8 protein-coding genes are annotated in these 17,559 nt (G+C 38.3%); 3 read left to right on the top strand and 5 right to left on the bottom strand.

Going from position 1 to position 17,559, the window contains the following annotated elements:
- Positions 1-2: 2 nt before the first annotated feature.
- From DFQ12_RS12800 to DFQ12_RS12810, 3 genes are all read right to left on the bottom strand, one after another.
- Entirely contained in the window at positions 3-4,292 is a 4,290-nt protein-coding gene (locus tag DFQ12_RS12800; protein ID WP_120259460.1) for a DUF6443 domain-containing protein, read from the bottom strand.
- 11 nt (positions 4,293-4,303) lie between these two features.
- On the bottom strand, positions 4,304-7,867 hold the full coding sequence (locus tag DFQ12_RS12805) for a hypothetical protein (RefSeq protein WP_120259461.1): 3,564 nt from the start codon (positions 7,865-7,867) through the stop codon (positions 4,304-4,306).
- Between the two features lie 114 nt (positions 7,868-7,981).
- Positions 7,982-9,514 (bottom strand): hypothetical protein, encoded by a 1,533-nt coding sequence (locus tag DFQ12_RS12810; protein ID WP_147420407.1) that lies wholly within the window; start codon positions 9,512-9,514, stop codon positions 7,982-7,984.
- A gap of 793 nt (positions 9,515-10,307) precedes the next feature.
- Between DFQ12_RS12810 and DFQ12_RS12815 the strand changes: the two genes are divergently transcribed.
- Both DFQ12_RS12815 and DFQ12_RS12820 read left to right on the top strand, forming a co-directional pair.
- The gene (locus DFQ12_RS12815; RefSeq protein ID WP_120259463.1) at positions 10,308-11,369 is read left to right on the top strand and encodes a sensor histidine kinase; all 1,062 of its coding nucleotides are present in this window, start codon (positions 10,308-10,310) and stop codon (positions 11,367-11,369) included.
- Entirely contained in the window at positions 11,353-12,078 is a 726-nt protein-coding gene (locus tag DFQ12_RS12820) for a LytR/AlgR family response regulator transcription factor (protein ID WP_120259464.1), read from the top strand. The genes DFQ12_RS12815 and DFQ12_RS12820 overlap by 17 nt, the downstream gene beginning before the upstream one ends.
- Before the next feature lie 91 nt (positions 12,079-12,169).
- Here the strand turns inward: DFQ12_RS12820 and mobC are convergent, their stop codons facing one another.
- Positions 12,170-14,170: a conjugal transfer protein MobC gene (gene mobC / locus DFQ12_RS12825; RefSeq protein WP_120259465.1), complete on the bottom strand. Its 2,001-nt coding sequence runs from the start codon at positions 14,168-14,170 to the stop codon at positions 12,170-12,172.
- Between the two features lie 328 nt (positions 14,171-14,498).
- On the opposite strand from mobC, the gene DFQ12_RS12830 reads away from it, so the two are divergent.
- Positions 14,499-16,199, top strand: coding sequence for a hypothetical protein (locus tag DFQ12_RS12830; protein ID WP_120259466.1), 1,701 nt, complete (start codon positions 14,499-14,501; stop codon positions 16,197-16,199).
- A gap of 66 nt (positions 16,200-16,265) precedes the next feature.
- On the opposite strand, the gene mobB is transcribed toward DFQ12_RS12830, so the two are convergent.
- On the bottom strand, positions 16,266-17,558 hold the full coding sequence (gene mobB, locus DFQ12_RS12835) for a conjugal transfer protein MobB (protein WP_120259467.1): 1,293 nt from the start codon (positions 17,556-17,558) through the stop codon (positions 16,266-16,268).
- Position 17,559: the final 1 nt, after the last annotated feature.

The following is a 17,559-nucleotide window of genomic DNA, read 5'->3' on the forward strand; positions in this document are numbered from 1 at the left end:
TATTATTTAGTTACAGCTTTTGAGGTTCTTGATGCTCCCCGTACTACGTCTACTCGGTAGCCTTCGACTTTCAGGAGATAATAGTCTTTAAATCTTTGCAGCACAGTATACGGAGATTTTCCGAGTTTTGTTTCAATGCCGCCTACATTTTTGCCTTTATACCAGACGTCAATATCAATAAACCTGGCTCCTAATTTAGTTTTCTTATACACTTCAGTATAAACAACTCTGCCTTCGGCTCTTAATCCTGCAGCCATCTCATCTCGGAAAGCATTACCCGCTGCACGATTTCTTTGCGGAAGCGCCTTTTCAACTGCGGATGCTCGGGATAAGGTAAGTTGCGGCGCCTGAGCCAAAGTTGCAGGGGTTAGCATATCGAAAAACGCTTCGGCTCTTGTGAGCTGACTCATCGGTTCTGTGATAGGTTTACCATCGTTGGTTCGCATATAATTTCCCTGCTCATTCATCACCACGCCACCTGTGTAAAGTGCGGTTTCAAGGTCTTTCTGATTGTCAAGTGCGGCTTCTCTTTTGTCATCAATACTTGCGACTCTCGATCCTTTGGTTTGGAAAATTACTGAGCTTTCGTTTGAATTGTTTTCTTGCACAGAATACGTAACTCCCCATTCACCAGTTTTCTCATTCTTGGCTATTTCACTACCACCCCACTTGATCTTTCTCCACCAAGCACCAAATCTTGAGTAAAGTCCATCAGGATCAGTATTATTTGATGGGCTGTTATCCATTGAAGCATAGGGGGACTGATAATTATTAAGGTCAGCGAAAGGATCAATTTGGTTAAATCTGCCAATCTGAGGGTCGAGACCCCTGTTCGTTGTTTGTAACATTTCAAGTCCAAAACTCTTTTCGAGTTCTATACTTTGATACTTTTTTGGTTGAAAGACATTGATCGAAGATAACGTAACTGGGATTGATAAACCATATGGATAATAATGGTCTTCCTCTAAAACAATACCCTGGTAATGTTCTATATGAACATCATCGAACCATACTTCCTTTCCTATGCTTAAATTATCAATGAAAATTATCAAGGTGGTCCCTGTTCCTGGGCCGGCAATAGTACAATTACAGATATTTGTATTGTCAATTGCCTGCCATCCCCCTGTATTTTGCTGGGGTACTTGGATTGAACCGCTAATGTCGGGAACCAGTTGCATTTTATCGTCAAAGAACAGGTAGTTTAAGTGTGCTTTGGGCGCATTGGGATCATCGTTTACAATCTGAAATTCCGCAAGTTGCTCCGCCAGTGCAGGATTTCCAAGTGTCTGCTGTATAGTACGGACATTTTCTGGTAATTCTGATAATGGAACTCCTGCATAGGTGTTACCGCCTAGCAAAGTTGTCATTAGAGACTCAATCAGATCTGAACCAGGAACACTTTCTCCCTCTTTATATTCACCCTCATAAAAGGTGTTCGCGGCAATAGTAAATTTATCGCCTGGCATTACTTTAAGCATGATGGCTGTACCGACACGCTTTTCGGGGTCGGAAGCATCCAATCTCGCGGCCATTCCGTCATCAGGATCGGTACTGCCCGGTTTCGTACTTCTAACATTTGGAATGTTATCAAAAACCAGCTGTTCGACATTTGCCATTGAAATTTCGTGGCGAGCAAGATAGCTTGCATTTATAGGCTCTGCAGTGACAGTTGTCCGAACATTTTCAAGATGGTCTTTGATAAAAAAATCATAAATGAATTTTGTGTTGTAGTTGCTCATTGCATTTGCAATGGGCCTAGTACGCCCTTCTTCATTCATGAAATATTGAAGTGTATCGTTTTTGTATGTAAATCCAGCTATTTCATTATAAATTATCGAATTGCCATTTTCAGTTATTTTTTTCTGCAATAATTTGCCAAAACCATCATAGATATAGTTAATGCTCCCTTTTCCAGTTACCTCGATATAATCAGGCTTGTTGAGACTTGTGTAAGTAATGTTTGCGATCTTTTTGTTTTCATCAACAATAAGGTTTCCGTTTAGATCAAATTTGTATTCCTCGGAAAGCGAGCTGCCGTTTTTGAAATCCGGTAAGTTTGGATATGTCTGTGCTGCATCTTCAATAGAAAGAAGCTGATTTGAATTAGTGCTGTAATTATAATTTAAAACATCCATGTCAACGTTACTTGCTCCTACATAATCGTAGGCACGTTGGTTCATGGTTCTTATGTTGCCATTTAGGTCATAGGTTAAGTTTGAAACAGTATAGTCAGTTGAATTATTGTACCAATTGTCTGCTTCGAACTGTCGGTATTCTGCATGCTGTAATCTGTTTAACTTATCATAACTATAACCATAAGCTTTTTTAAGCCCATCTGATCCATTCCAGACAATCCCTGCTATGTTCCCGTTGTATAGCTTGCTAACAAAACCTGAGTCATAACTGATCAACTCCTCAAATAATGGCGTTGCAGGAAGGTTCGTTCGATTTTCCGCATTGATATGTGTAAGCAGGCCTCTAATGTTATACTCGTTTAGCTCCGCGCCGATGGGTAATGATTTAACTGTTTGCCTGCCCATATGATCATAATCATATTCCGCAATTACATAGTCAGGGCCCGTATTAATTTTCTGAGTTATTTTTGAGACATGATAGTTTCCTCCACCCAAACCTAAGTTTCTGTCGTATGTTTTGATCAGTTTGATATTCGTCAAGGGAGCATCCGTTGCATTGGGTACGGGTTTTGCGTAAGGATTAGAATGACTGGTAATTACTTTATAAACTGGTCCCTGAAAATAATAAACATAGGAATTGATGTCATAACTGCCTTTTATATTTTGGGATTGAGATTGAATGATTCTGCCTTTTTCATCATAGTAATAGCTTGTAAATAACCAGTCATCAGAACCTGCATTCTCTGGATCTAAAATTCTTGACTTTGTTCCTGTTACTTTATCCCGTGTAGCCATAGATAATACAGGCTGATCCAGGTAAGGTTCGGTTGGCATCGCATTTGTAAACTGGCCATTGTCAAATCCCATTATACCCAACTGCTCATAATCATCGTAATAGATTGTTGTCAGTATTTTACAGTTTACCAAGCTGGTTGGATAGACATGATAATTTTTATAATTGTTCAGGTGATGAAGAATTTCGCTCGAAGGGTAACCCTGATAGGAATCATCTAGATAAGTCTGCATCTGGGCACGGTTTTCTGATGCCGTTATTTCTCCAGACACTGTTGGTCTACCAAGAGCGTCAAAAAGCTGAAAAGCCCACTGACCTTGATCTCGCTGTAGGGCATCTTGGGTTAAACATTGACGATTTTTTAAGTCGTAAACGAAATACTCAACTCCTTTTCCTGGCAGCTTCCTCTCAATAAGGCGATCTTTATTATCATAATAATATTTGTAACATAATTCAGGGACTGTTGCTGCATTCCAATTTGTTAGGATTTTATCCGTGGCCAATGGTGGTATTATTGCCCTAAGGTTTTTTAAGTCATCGTAAACAAAGTACGTACATGCCATACCTATATGGGATGTCAGAGGCTGTCCATCTGTCACCACGGATTTTTTCAGAATTACTTTGTTATTTTTGTCCCGGTACTCTTTAGTTATTCCCCCATCTTCATCAGTCACTACAGTGTATTGTAATTCACCCGCTGGATAATACGTTGTGGAAACTGGTATGTCAGAATTTGATGAGCCAATTTCCCACTTCCTGACCTCGTTTTGTTGATTGGTACCATATTCGTAGTTTTTACCCCTGTTCGAGCCAACCCATGATCGGCCTGGCATCATCTCCTTTCTTTTTCTATTTAATGATGAACGGTCATAAACTGTTTTTTTGTAAGGTGGCTCGTTCGGGCCTGCCACGTCGTAAAAATCTGTGAAACGGGTGTTGACATTTAATTTTATCTTACCATCCGTTGAGCCATTTCCGAAAGGCCCAGTTGCAAAAGGCAAATACTCGTAAGTTTCTCTTCCAAAAGAGTCATATACGTGATGCTCAACAATATCATATCCGTTATCATGAGCTTTTTTAGAAACGGTCTGAAGCGGACGACCCAAACCATCATAATAATTCGTTGTCTGTCGGTAATTAAAGTTAGTACTCGGCCATTGATCCACAGGAATATCAGGAACCAAAGTTCTGATGTAGTTAAATTTTGTAATCCCGGTGATATTGTTTAGATCAGGCGGCAAATATGCCGTGTTACTCGGCGGACTTTCCTTGGGACGATTATCTTCAGGGAAAGCTGCAGGTTGCGCGGTTGAAGCAAGGTAACCGCCAATTACTAATATGAATGTAATTACGAAGTTTTTCATGGTTAAATTATTTATTGTGCACCCTGCACCGTGTAATCAATTTTATTAAGAATATTGTACCTGCGGTCTTTTTTGTAGGTCATTCTTCCTTTTGAATCATAAGTGTAATGGAAAATTTCTCCGTTCTCTTTGCATTCGGAGATCACTCCAAAATTTGGATCATAGCAAAACGTCTCCATAGAAGAAGTCACAGGATAAATTTTTATTTCATCTATTTTTGTGTCCCCTCCAATAAATGAAATTGATACGTTACTGGTATTACCAACGATGGCTTCGTATCTGCTATAGGTGTTAGTACCATTGTATGCATTACTTGATACTTGCCCTGTAACCGTTGGGAAAACTGATCCCTGATAAAAGAAACTTACCACATACTTTTGATTAGGGTCAAGATTACTTCTAGTTATAGCTGTCCCTGCAGCCAAATTATATACATATCTACCGGTGGGCGCATAGCTGTCCATTACAATACCATAATTCATAGGAGGATCATATTGCCAGTTCCCTTTTTGTTGATAGTCTTCAAAACTTGTATAGGCAACTTCGTCGAGTGTTGCGTTTTCTGTTTTGGCGAAGAGGTATTTTCCATAATACCCCCAAATGTAGCTTGATTTACTTCCTTCGGAATTTACCGTCTCTGTAGGCTTAAAGTATTGATCGAACTTGGTGTTTTGATCGAATTGTATATACCTGGAATCCTTTGACGGCAAGGATTTGGTGTAGGCAAATAAATCACTGCCGAGGCTTCGATTTGAAATCTTGAATGAAGCCTGTGGAATTGTGTTTTGTAAGTTTAATTTAAATCTTTTCTTGCCAATAGTTGGCATTTCCGTCTTATATTCTGTAAAAGAACCGTCCGCAAGTTGGTATCCAGCTCCCTTATTGATATAAATCAGCTGCTCAATTGGATATCGATTAACGTGGTTGTTTTGCATAGCTGAAACAAAATCATTATCAGGCAAATAATCGTGAGGGTATAACATAATGGCAAGCTCTTCAGTTCCATCGCCTTGATTAGTCCTGATCGAGGTAGGAGCTCCATGTTGAATATTCCCATATTGATAATTCTTTCTTATAACATAAGATGAACCATCATCAAGAATTGATGTAGATGTAGCTGAGTCAAGGGTTGTCCATGAGGATTGGAAGGTAAATTGTTTAACGTCACCTTTAATATCAAACTGTTGGTCTGCCCATCCCGGATTTCCATTGTCAAGAACCTGAACGCCGTAACCAATTCTTTTTCTTAATATCGATTTTTCCGAAAACCATTTCCTTTCCTTCAATACCGGTGTAAAGCCAGAACTAATTTTCTGATAGTAGTTCGTAGCATACTCCTCAGAGATTTTGCCACCATATAGGGAATAGGGGCATTCGAAATAGTCGTTAAAATTTGACGGAATTCCTAAGTTGTTTGTATAGACCGAAAATGCTCTTTGGGGAATTCTGATATCGAAAAGATGTTCAGTCATGCCATTTTCTCCATTATCTCCTTCGTATTCCAATACACTTTTGTACAGGTAACTTGAAGGCATGTAAGAGTAGAGGTCGTATTGGCTATAGTTGCTTCTCATATTGTAGAGGCAGGTCCTGAATTTCTGAACAGTAGTAGAGAAATCGCAACGATTTTTATAATAGTATGACATTTCATTTACAATGGGGTTTAGGGAAACACCCGACGAAACCCCAGGTTGATTATTGTATTCATATTTATATCTTTTGATCGTGCTTCTTTGCGACACTGGGTCGAAGGTTGCAACTCTATCAACCCTGCCAGCGCCATAATAAGTAGTCACCGAAGTCATTACGTTTTTGTAATACGCAAGTTGGGCCTCACCCTCTACCTGATCACCACATGATGTTAGCTTTAATACAAGTGTGTCACCAATCTGGTAGAAATAACTGGGAACGGCCAATGTATCAAATGCGCCAGCCTGAATTCTGAACAAAGTTCCGACTACCAGGTTTTGATGGGTGCGCTTATTGTACACGTCAATGAAAATTTGGTGCATGTTGACGGTTGGGTCAAAACCGGCAGGAGCATGCCACGTAGCCGTTCCATAAAGAACCAAATCAAATGCTCCAGTCGGCACCACCCATTCTGATGTGTATTCCACCGGGCTGTGATCACTTGTTCCATAGCCAATGCGATAAGTTCCCGTGTATCTATTTTTAACCGGGACGAGATCAGTTGATTGAGCACAACCATAATTAATTAGATCGTGCCCTCCAGTTGGGTAGGTAATCTTTGATAGCAGGCCAATAACACTGCTAGGGCAGTTTACCTCCCTTTGTCCAAATGCTCCTAAATTAAAATATCCATAATAATCCTCATTTTGCACATCAGTCCTTTTGGGGATTAATTCCGGACTGATATATTCAAAATTAAATTCCTCACATTGTCCACCAGAGGCGTCGCATTTCGCCAATTTTTGTAGCAATGGTCGTTTAGAATAAGTCGGGAACAGATAATTGAAATTAATCTCATTGATAATCTGTCCCGTTAAAAGATCTTTGACTTTCATTTTTGAGATTAAATGTGTGCCTGTAAGATCCAGATTCCCAATATGGTCTAAAGTTATTTCCGTTGTATTGTTGACTTTAACTTTGCTTAATTCGTAGCTGTGAGCATTTCTTATTTGTTTTGAGATTATTGTTGGTTCAGCACATTCACATGGATCAGGGCCAGGTGGAAGACCATCCGTTCCAACAACTTGCCGGCTAATTTGAGAATTTGTAGTCTCATTTATCGTGGTATATCCGAATGGCTCATATTCATACGTTACAGTATCGTGGGTTGGGGTAACGAATTTATTTAAAAACCAAGCCGTGCGATGTGTTGACGACGGATTCCATTGGTCGTGATGACCGGTATAATCTGTTGCCACGTTCTGTATAGTGCTCCATTCCGTTGCGGTGTTTGAACCAAAGAAAAACTGATTCCCATATTCATCAGTGACCTTGAAGTTCCATGGCGCGTTCGCCCAGAAGTCCATTTCTATTTTTATTCCTTCATGGTCGATTATATACGCCTGTGTACTGTCAAGAAAAAATTGTCCGGTATGACCGAAAAAATTGTAAGAAAATAAGTCTGGTTGCACATCGTAGAATTCTGCATTGCCATAATATAGTACTCTCTTTAAGGGGTTGTCCTCATACCATTGAATATTCCTTTCAGCGGGAGTAGAACGTGTAAGTGGCCCCGCCAAATCCGTCGATAATTCATCGGGATCATCATTTACAATCCTGGTAATTACCCCACTTCCAAAGAAGGACCATCCAAGGCCTACAATTCCTGCCAGGTCTTTTACTTTAATGCCATTTGTGTGGTAATTTAATGACATGTCCAGTTTGATGTTATTACCTATATCCTGATTATAAAGGGGAACAGAATAATTAGGGGCACCCGTAGAAAGATTTAAGGGTAAGCCACCATATCTCCCCATCTCTGCCGCTTGAGGGGAAGGCGGTAGTGATGTAAATGCAAACGGGGTAGCTTTTCCCGTTTGGGCGCTAGCTATTTTTGCCAGCAGCAGCAATAGCGCTGTGAGTCTGAGTATCCTTAAGTAGATCATAGAAAAGGGGTTTTCATTTTCTTTTGAGGGTTAAATGAGAGGTTTGGATTTTTTAAGAATTCTTACAAATATCAATTTAGTGACCGCCAGTCAGAGGCGTAGGTTAAACGGCGCTTATTTCCCTAGACCCAACCGAATCATAAAAGGTGTCCTCAGATTATATTGTTGCCAAAGGAAATTATAACCAATCAGAAAGGTTCCGCTCCATTTGTCATTTATGTGGTAACGCTTCATCAACCCTGCATATCCCAGATGCTGCAGGTTACCGAAAGCAGATCTCCAGGCATTGTCACTATGTTGTGACTGCGGTTTATTGGGGTCTGCCTGATCTTTCAAATAAGGCCGGTTTAAAGGCCGGAATATTTGTTCATACCCGACCTGCACGCTGATGCCGTACATTACAAGCCAGTCTGCATAAGCGCGAGCACTGATGCCTTCGTAACTGAACTTAATATTTTGCCAGTTCTTTCCTAGGCCTATACTGGTAGCCATACCGATACCATAACTCAGTTTCGGTGTATGCTTAAAAGCTATAGATGCCCCAAACTCCAACATAGCCGGGCGTAGACCGTCAGGGGTTGTACGTGCGGTCTGAAAATTATACTGCGTCTCCAGCCTTTGCCAAAACGGTTTACCGCGTTCCGGGTTCTTTTTGAATGCCGGCTTTTCTATCTGTGTCAGCTTTTCTTTAAAAGCCTTTGCTTTGTTCAAACCTTGTCTTGCTTCAATAGCTGCCTGCTTCGCTTCGGTTACTTTGTCTTTGACGCCATTCAGCTTTTCGCTGAATTGCTGTATCTGCTCGCCCATTCTTTGCTGCACCGCCTGCAGGTTACCGCCAAATTTCGTCTGAAGTATACCCTTCATCTGATCTTTAGTCTGGTAACCTATTGATTGCAGGTCGGCTGCTGTTGCACTCACCCCTAAACCACCAAATGCAAGATTTTTATTTATGATATTATTTTCAAAACCTTCAATTCCCTGCAAGTATTCTAGGGCTTTTTCTTCTGCTGCATCAGGATCGTCAGCCAGATCGCGCCAAGCCTTCATCTTTTCCTGGGAATAATATACCTGTTTCTGAATTGCCTGCAATCCTGGAATGTCGACCTTACCAACAAGTTGCTCAAGGCTTTGCGTACGCATCTGGATAAGTTCTTTTACCTGTCCTTCGGCATTAAGTCTGGATTGCAATTCAGATAATTTTGCAGTGTAATCTTCATCAGGTAAAGATTGCCCAACAAGGCTTTTAGCATCAGAAAGTTTAGCGGCCTGTTGCTGGATAAACCGTTGTAGACCTTTAAGACTGTCAATGGTTGTGTTGCGGCTGTTGCCCCGGTGCACCAATGATGTTGTGTCGTGCAATAACCTGGCGATAGAATCGTAAGTTAGGTTCATGGAAGTAAACTGCCGATATAACAAAGAGTCCTTTGCAGCAAGCTTTTGACGTATTTGCACCTCTTTCTTTTTAAGAACACGAAGCAAGTGTTTCTGGATGCGCTGGGAACGGTTCAGGTACTTTTCAATATCATACGTTTTATGTTCCATATATTTATTGGCCGCGTCTAAAGTGGAATTTTGCTGGGCAAACGAATTGCCCAGCATAACCAAACACATCAACACAAGAAACGAAAATGGAAGAATTTTCATCATTCAATTTATAAAAGCGGTGAAAATCTATGATATCTAACAGTATTCATTAGGGCTGGACAGCTCCTTTTTTGTTGAACAGCGCTGTGTGTTTGATTCTCAACGCTGCAATGTACTCCGTAAGCTATAATCAGAATTAGCATGAAATAGAAAATGCAGGAAAGGAAGAGTACACATTCCATAAGGAAGGTTTTAGTATCAAAAATCATAAATAGCTTTTTTAAAATTTCTTTGAATACTTTGTCGTAAAGGCTAAAAATTTCATTTTTTCATAAAGTATATGGCCTTAACTTTGTGATTTAATAACCATTAACAGTGGCACCTTGATTGTTTTAATTGGGCTATGAGCAAGGACGAGATTATAAACCCTGATCAGATTGTATCGTTTTTTGGATAAACTTTAGGTCAAAACTATCTAGATGAAAAGTGAGAGGCAAGAAAATGACATGAAATAGGAAAGAATTTGCATGAATAGCCAAAAAACCAGTTTAAAACCTGTATTTTTTTAATACATTAAATTAATATTTATGAAAAAAGCATCTAAATTTGCCGTCAAGCTGGACATTAAAAAGAAGTATATAACCCTGCTAACATCTCAAGCGTCGAACTCGGTTTTAGCCGGGGATGACGAAACAGGCACCAGAAGGAATAGTTATAACTGCATACCCCCTTTTAATGCTCCACCATACTTTTACCCGGATAAGCCTTAAAAATCTCCTTTTGCGCTTTAAGTATAGCACAAGCTACATCACGATATCTAGCATTAGTGGATAAGGCTACCATATCAAATGATAGCATGAATAAGGTGAAAATTGCTTTAATACATTTTGTTTTATGGACACTCTATATTTCGCTATATGTTTCGCTATATAGTTATGGAGACAATTTTTTTTCCGCTGCTTATGAAACTACCGTTTCTTATGTGATAATTGCTTCATTTTTTTATCTGCATTCGGAATGGCTATTACCTGTCTTTTTTGAGCGTAAAAGATATAAGGGGTATGCCGGAATGTTAATAGTACTTTATACCTATTGTATAGGTTTAAAGTACTTTTTCGCTTTTATATTTGACCCTTGGATTTTTGATCAGGAATCAACTATTAAGGACGACCCGATAGGTAAGTTTTTAATTATTTCAACTCTTCAATGGTTGAACTTTGCAGCTTTTTCACTTGCATTTTGGTTTACAAAAAAATATTTCAGGGATCAAAAAAAGGAAAGAGAAAAAGAGAGAATAAAACTTGAAAATTCTGCATTAAGAGCTAAACTAAATCCCCATTTCTTATTTAACGTTTTAGATTCTTTTAGGATAGAATCAGAAAAAGTTCTTCCCAACTTATCGAGAGCGATCGAATCACTGATCTATATTATCAGGTCATCAATCATTGAACCGGGGCCAGACGGGATGATTCCCTTCATGCGGGAAATAAAGGCTATTCAATGCTACATATCAATTTTCAAAAAAAGATTTCCAGATAACAACATATGTTTTTCATTGCAAATATTCGGGGGTAGGAATTATGTTATACTCCCTCATATTCTCAGGGAATTTGTTGAAAACGCTTTAAAGTATGGGGATTATAGAGATCCTAATCACAGGATTATGATAATAGTAAAAGTCGAAAATGACTGTCTATATTTTAAGGCTAACAATAAAAAGAACGGTAATTTTTCAGAAGTTTCTACAGGAATGGGATTGAAAAATATAAAAAAGTATATCAAATTAGGTTATCCCAATAACCATATTTTAAAGATAAATGATACGCCCCAATATTTTGATGTCGAACTTATTATTGAAGAACTAAACCTATCTACTGGACAAAATAAAAAATCAAATTGCTATGATGATGAATATTAAAGTGATCGTAATTGATGATGAAATACAGGAAGCTCAATACCTAGCTGACATAGTTAAAGAAACAAATGAATTGGAGCTTATTGGCTATTATATAAATCCGTTTGAGGCTTTGCCATTACTTCAAAGCGATTCTGATATCGTAGTGTTCCTGGATGTAAATATGAATGAAATATCCGGAATTAATTTTACAAAATTGATTTCAAATAGGGTGATATTCACTACTGCGTATAAAGAATTTGCTATTGATTCTTACGAATATGAAAACACAGTTGATTATCTTCTGAAGCCAATAAATAGAGAAAGATTTTTGAAGGCGATTAACAAAATTCGGAAGCTGGAAAAGCTGGAGAAGATAATTCCAGATCAGGATTATTTGACACTTGAGTCCAAAGATCAACATCTGGTAATTGACTATGGAAGTATTAATTATATCAGGGCTTCCGGTCATTCCACTTTAATATATACGGTAGCCGTAAAGGAACCAGTTATTACCATTTTTAATTTAAAAAAAATTGAAGAAATGCTTCCAACAAGTATTTTTATAAGAATTCATAAACAATATATTGTCAATAAGCTAAAAGTTGGACATACAAGCAGAGACAAAATCATGTTATTTGGTGGCATCTGGCTTCCTTTGGGAAATGCCTATGTAGAAAGTTATATTGATTCGATGGCTACCATTGGCAAAACCATAGAAATATCAAAATAATTGGTTAGATAGGTCAGAACAAATTATTAAAAAAGGATCGCTTAGAATTTCTAAGCGATCCTTTTGTCTTCCTTCTGATCTATTACTTATTTTATGTTTTTGAAATTAGATGTTGCAGATCTGGATCATTAGCAATGCGATTCAATTCTTTGTCTATTAATTCTTGAATTGCATACTTAACGTACTTGTAATTCTCGTCTATTGCATTATCCATATAGTCGATACCGTCTTCATTTAAAAAAGAAATAATTTCTGGTATCGACTTATATTGTTTTGTCTCCTCAGAAACCTTCTTATTGTCAATTACAATTTCGGAATGAAATATTTTTTGCTCAATTCGCTCATCAAAATTGTCTGAAACCGCACCCACAAACATTCCCTGTGTTAAGGTTGAAATTTTTGAAGCGGGGATTAAGCTATCTAGCTGAGTTGAAATCGAAGTTGATTTATCATTTCGGTTAATAGTCATACTCTGACGTTTCTGTAAAACTTTTCCGAAGCGGTCTGAGAGGCTTTTTGCTGTATCTCCTACAACCTGACCGCTGAATATATTGCCAACGGTGTTTTGTATGACTTTTGCTTCTTTATCGCCGTAATCCCTTGCTAATTGCGAAAAGTCCTGAAAACCTAAACATACCGCGACTTTATTACTTCGTGCTGTGGCAATCAATGTATCCAATCCCCGAAAGTATATGGTGGGCAACTCGTCTATGATAATTGAACTTTTCAATTGTCCTTTCTTATTGATAAGTTTTACTATCCGAGAATTATATAAGCCCAATGCGGCGGAGTAAATGTTTTGGCGGTCGGGATTGTTGCCTACACAAAGAATTTTGGGCTCTTGAGGATTATTAATGTCAAGCGAAAAATCATCACCTGTCATCACCCAGTAGAGTTGAGGACTGATCATTCTTGATAATGGAATTTTAGCTGATGCTATCTGCCCCTGTAGCTGGTCTTGCGCTCCTCCTTGCCATGCATCCATAAAGGGAGATAAATAATTTTCGAGCTGTGGATATGAAGTAAGGATTGTGAATACGTCTGCATATTTTTTATTGAGTAATTCTATGGCATGAGGAAACGTACAATACTTCCCGTCTTCATAAATTCTCAAAAACCAAATGATGGCAGCCAGTAGAATAATTGGGCTATCCACAAAAAAATCGCCCTGCTTGGTTATCCACGACTTATTGAGGTTGAGCATGATGGTATATGCTGCTTCATAAGCATCCGATATATCCGTCATGAAAGCTGGATTAAGGGGATTGCATCGATGGCTCCGGCGAGGGTCGTCAAAATTTATTACATAGAACTTTGGCTTAATCTTATACTTGTCAGCGTGATTCAGTAAATGGTTATAAGCTATAGTGGAAAGGTCGTCAAACTTGAAATCGTAGATGTACATCGCAAAACCCTTTTCAATGTGTTGCTTGATGTAGTTATTTACGATTGCATACGATTTTCCTGAACCCGGAGTTCCCAACACCATTGAGGCACGAAAAGGATTCACTATGTTAATCCAACCGTTATTCCATTTGCCTTTGTAATAAAACTTCGTGGGAAGATTGATTGAATATTCATTTTCCATCAATTTGGTTTCCTGTTGGAAACTTTCATTTTCATGATTGAAAACATCATTCATCAAGTTATTGCGTAGTAGTCGGCTCATCCAAACCCCGGCCATGAGCAGAGCAATATATCCTATGCCTGATGTAAGCATGTAAAGAAAGGTCGCGACTTGTGCTGAAAGCTTTAACAATGGCGCGTTAAGGAAGAAAAAAACGCAACCAAAGAATAAGGCAATATAGATCTTAGACCATGTGATCTTTTCATTCTTTACGCCTTTAGTACCAAGACAACTCAATGCCAGTAATATCAGCGCAAAAATCTTGGTGTAAATAGTGTGTGTGAAAAGGCCTGCTGTACTGTTGAAATTGGTTAATATCTTGCTGACAATTTCCAATGTCCACCCTCGTGCGGCAAAATACCCATAGCAGAACCAATAGAAATGCATCAACATTATAATGATGCTTACCGCTCTCATAAAAGCCATGATTTTGGCTAGTCCTCTTAAATCGTCTTCTCCTTGCATATTCAAAAATTTATTTTGATGCAAGTGTAGCCGCTGTAAGTATTGGCTTTCGAAAATAGGGTTGGATGGCTTTGGGAGGTATTGTTTGGCTTCATCTTAAAACCACAATGACCAAGATGTTAATCCTGGTCATTGACGATTAAAAAATCATTGTTATCTTCTAGGTTTCCTTTGTTTCTTCTTTTTTATACGATTCGTAAAAGCCTGTTACTCTTAATATTCAATGTGTTTCCAACTAACATGTCATCTTTAAGACTACAACTCTTTCGTATATTTGATGTTTATAAGGAACGTAGAATAGTTACTAACTAAAAGCTAATCGGCTACAATGGACACAAGAGTTAGAATTTATTTATTATTAGACCATAAAGAATATTATGGCGTTGACAAAACTATAGAAGATGCAGTTGAACTAATCCGGAACATCCCTTCTGTTACTTTATTGAATTATCTATCAGGGTTTGCTGTAAATCTTTACTTACACGACAATGACGAGTACACAGGAAAAATTCAATTTATGCTTGTTAGCAGTTTGTTAGACAAATGCGAAACATCGGTTCAACAAAAATGGGTTTTAGAAGTAAAAAAACAAGCAGAAAAGGGCTTTGCTCCAATGATGTTTTGGAACTACTCTAACTTGTTATTTTACGGATTAATTTTTAAAACGTTCAATAATCACTCATCTAGAGACTTGACAGGAGGCGAAGCAAAAAAAGTATTTGATGCATATCTCATCATCAATGGAATTGCAAACAATAAAATTCAAATAGAAGAAGAAGCTATTAAAAATGCAAATGAAGCAAATAAGATAGAAGATGTAACGATGCCGAGTTTCATTTATCAAAAAGATTATGCTTCATCAGTTGATTTTAGTAATCAAGTAACCAGAGGAGTTGCTTTTTTTAAGTATTTGGAAGACGAGCCTAAATACAAAGATTTAGTTTTAGAATACTATAAGTCCAAGAGCGTACGTGGGCATTTGAGATTGTTTAAAAATTTACTGGTACTTTTTACCGAATTAAACATAGGAGAAGATTTCGCAAAACGTAATCAATTAGCCAATCTTCAGGAATATTTCATTGGAAAAGAAGTAGACTTGGCGTACATAGATACACTTTGTATTAATACGGAAATCGCAAGTTATAGGGAGGATGAAAGTTTTGGTATTTTAAGGAATAAATTTCTCTTCAAATTAAATAAATATCAATTCTTCATATTGAACGTAAACTTCTTTCTTGACCAATTTTACAAAGCACAAATTTTTTCTTTTAACGCTTTCCTAAAAAGCAAGAATATCAAAGGTGAGTTCCTTTCCGAAAAAGGAAAAAATTTCACAGAGGGAATATACTTGCCAAAAGTATTAGACGCATGTTTTCCTCGTTATGCGGGATTCTATGGCGATTCTTGTATTAACTCTAAGAAAGATGAACTATGTGATGCGTATCTGAGAGAAGGGAACAAAATTTGTTTAATAGAATTTAAGGACGTTCTATTAAACGCTTCTATTAAAAATAGTGCAGATAAAGAGAAGCTGTTTGCCGAGCTTGAAAAAAAGTTCTTGGCAAATCAAGCTAACAAGCCCAAAGGTGTTACACAATTGCTTAACGCAGTAGAAGACATTGAGTATAATTCTGTTTCATTCGACAATTCAGTTCCGAAAGATAATTTGGAAATATATCCTGTCATTATATACACGGATGCTACATTTGGAATTGAAGGAGTAAATAAATATTTTAAAGAAAAATTCACAATCGGGATTAATAATTTAAATCTTCAAAACGTTGTTGTAAAAGAGGTTACATTCATAAATTTGAATTATTTTGAAATACACGAAGATTACTTTAATCAAAATTATTTAGACATTTTCAAAGTGCTTAATGGCTATTTTGAGCATACAAAAGATGTCAATTTTGCATTGACCCCCTTTGAGGTTTTTTCACGTTTTTATTTAAATACTTACGTTCCTGAAAATTTAGGTTCAGCATCTTCATTTCAGAAGCACTTAAGAAGTATCATAAATGCAAAATAGAGCCAATCGGAAATTAAACACAAATAGGGAACATATTATCTATAAAAGAATGATTTAATAACAACTTTATACTTTCCTTTGCTTCTTTCTTTTTTTCATACGATTGGCAAAAGCCTGTTCTTCGTAATCTTCTCCATGTGCTTCCGGCAATAGCCCGCCGAAACCGTCAATCAAAACTGAATCATCGGTCGGCTGTTCTTTATCAAGGAAATCAAAAAGTCTGTGGGGTTCCTCTTTTCCATTCGCAACGTATTTATCTGTGGCAGATAATGCGGTGATACCTAACTGTTCAGTGTTCTGGCGTTGCTCAACCGCGGACTTCAGCCACCAATCATTGAATACATTCGCTGATAAATTTTTGCCTAAAGCGGAACCGTTCCACACGGTGCGGCTTTCGTGATCTATAAATGTAATGCCGTAGATACGACCCTCGTCGTTACGGCGTACTACTGTATTGATACCCTGCTCAATCAGTTGCTTTTTAAAATCGGCTTCATTATTGTAAGTGTGCATAGTTGCCTCAATGGTATTTTTAAGGATGGCTCTTACAGGGGCTGCTTTCATTTTATCCTTAGCCGCTACAAAGTGGTTTTGCAATTCGTCCAATCCGGCATGTTTGCCAAAAAGGGAAGACTTAAAGGGACTGCTGGCTTTTTCTCCCTGCTCGTTCAGGGCAAAATACACCAGCCCGCTTTTGGGTTGACCGTTCAATTCTCCTCTGACTTCTTCTGCTGTAATATTATAGAGGGAAAGTAAAGCATTGTACGCTCCGAGGGTCGGGTATTGGTAATACCTGGGCAGGTACCGCACCACGGATGCTATCTGGCTTTTGATGTCCCCGCCTCTGTAATCCACCGGACGGAATACCTGCTCATTGCCTGTGAGCTGCTTTTCCTTTGCTGGTATAAGATTGTATTGCTGTTCCAAATCCCTGCATATTGCCATTGACCGAGGGTGGTCGTAATTATCCGGTATTTTCTTGCCATCCAAACCCACGCAGACCGTTACGATATGGATGTGACTGCGCTCAATATCGGTGTGCTTGAAAACGATATACGGCTGGTTGCTGTAGCCCATTTCCTGCATGTACTGCTGTGCCATTTCCATGAACTGCACATCGCTGACCCTATCCGCAGGATCTGGGTTCAGTGATATGTGGCGCACGGGCTTTTCAGTTTTGATATTCGCGGACATATACGGTTCGAACTGCTTATACAGGTAACTTGTCGAGTAGGTGTTATCCAGCGTTTCGGGTATCCTGTTCAATAATAAAACCTGTCCTTTTTCGCTGTCAATTTTCAGCTGGTTGTAAGAAATCGCACCGTACAAATTCTCACCTTTTCCAATCTTCGCTATCATT

The organism is Sphingobacterium detergens (assembly GCF_003610355.1).
GTDB lineage: Bacteria > Bacteroidota > Bacteroidia > Sphingobacteriales > Sphingobacteriaceae > Sphingobacterium > Sphingobacterium detergens.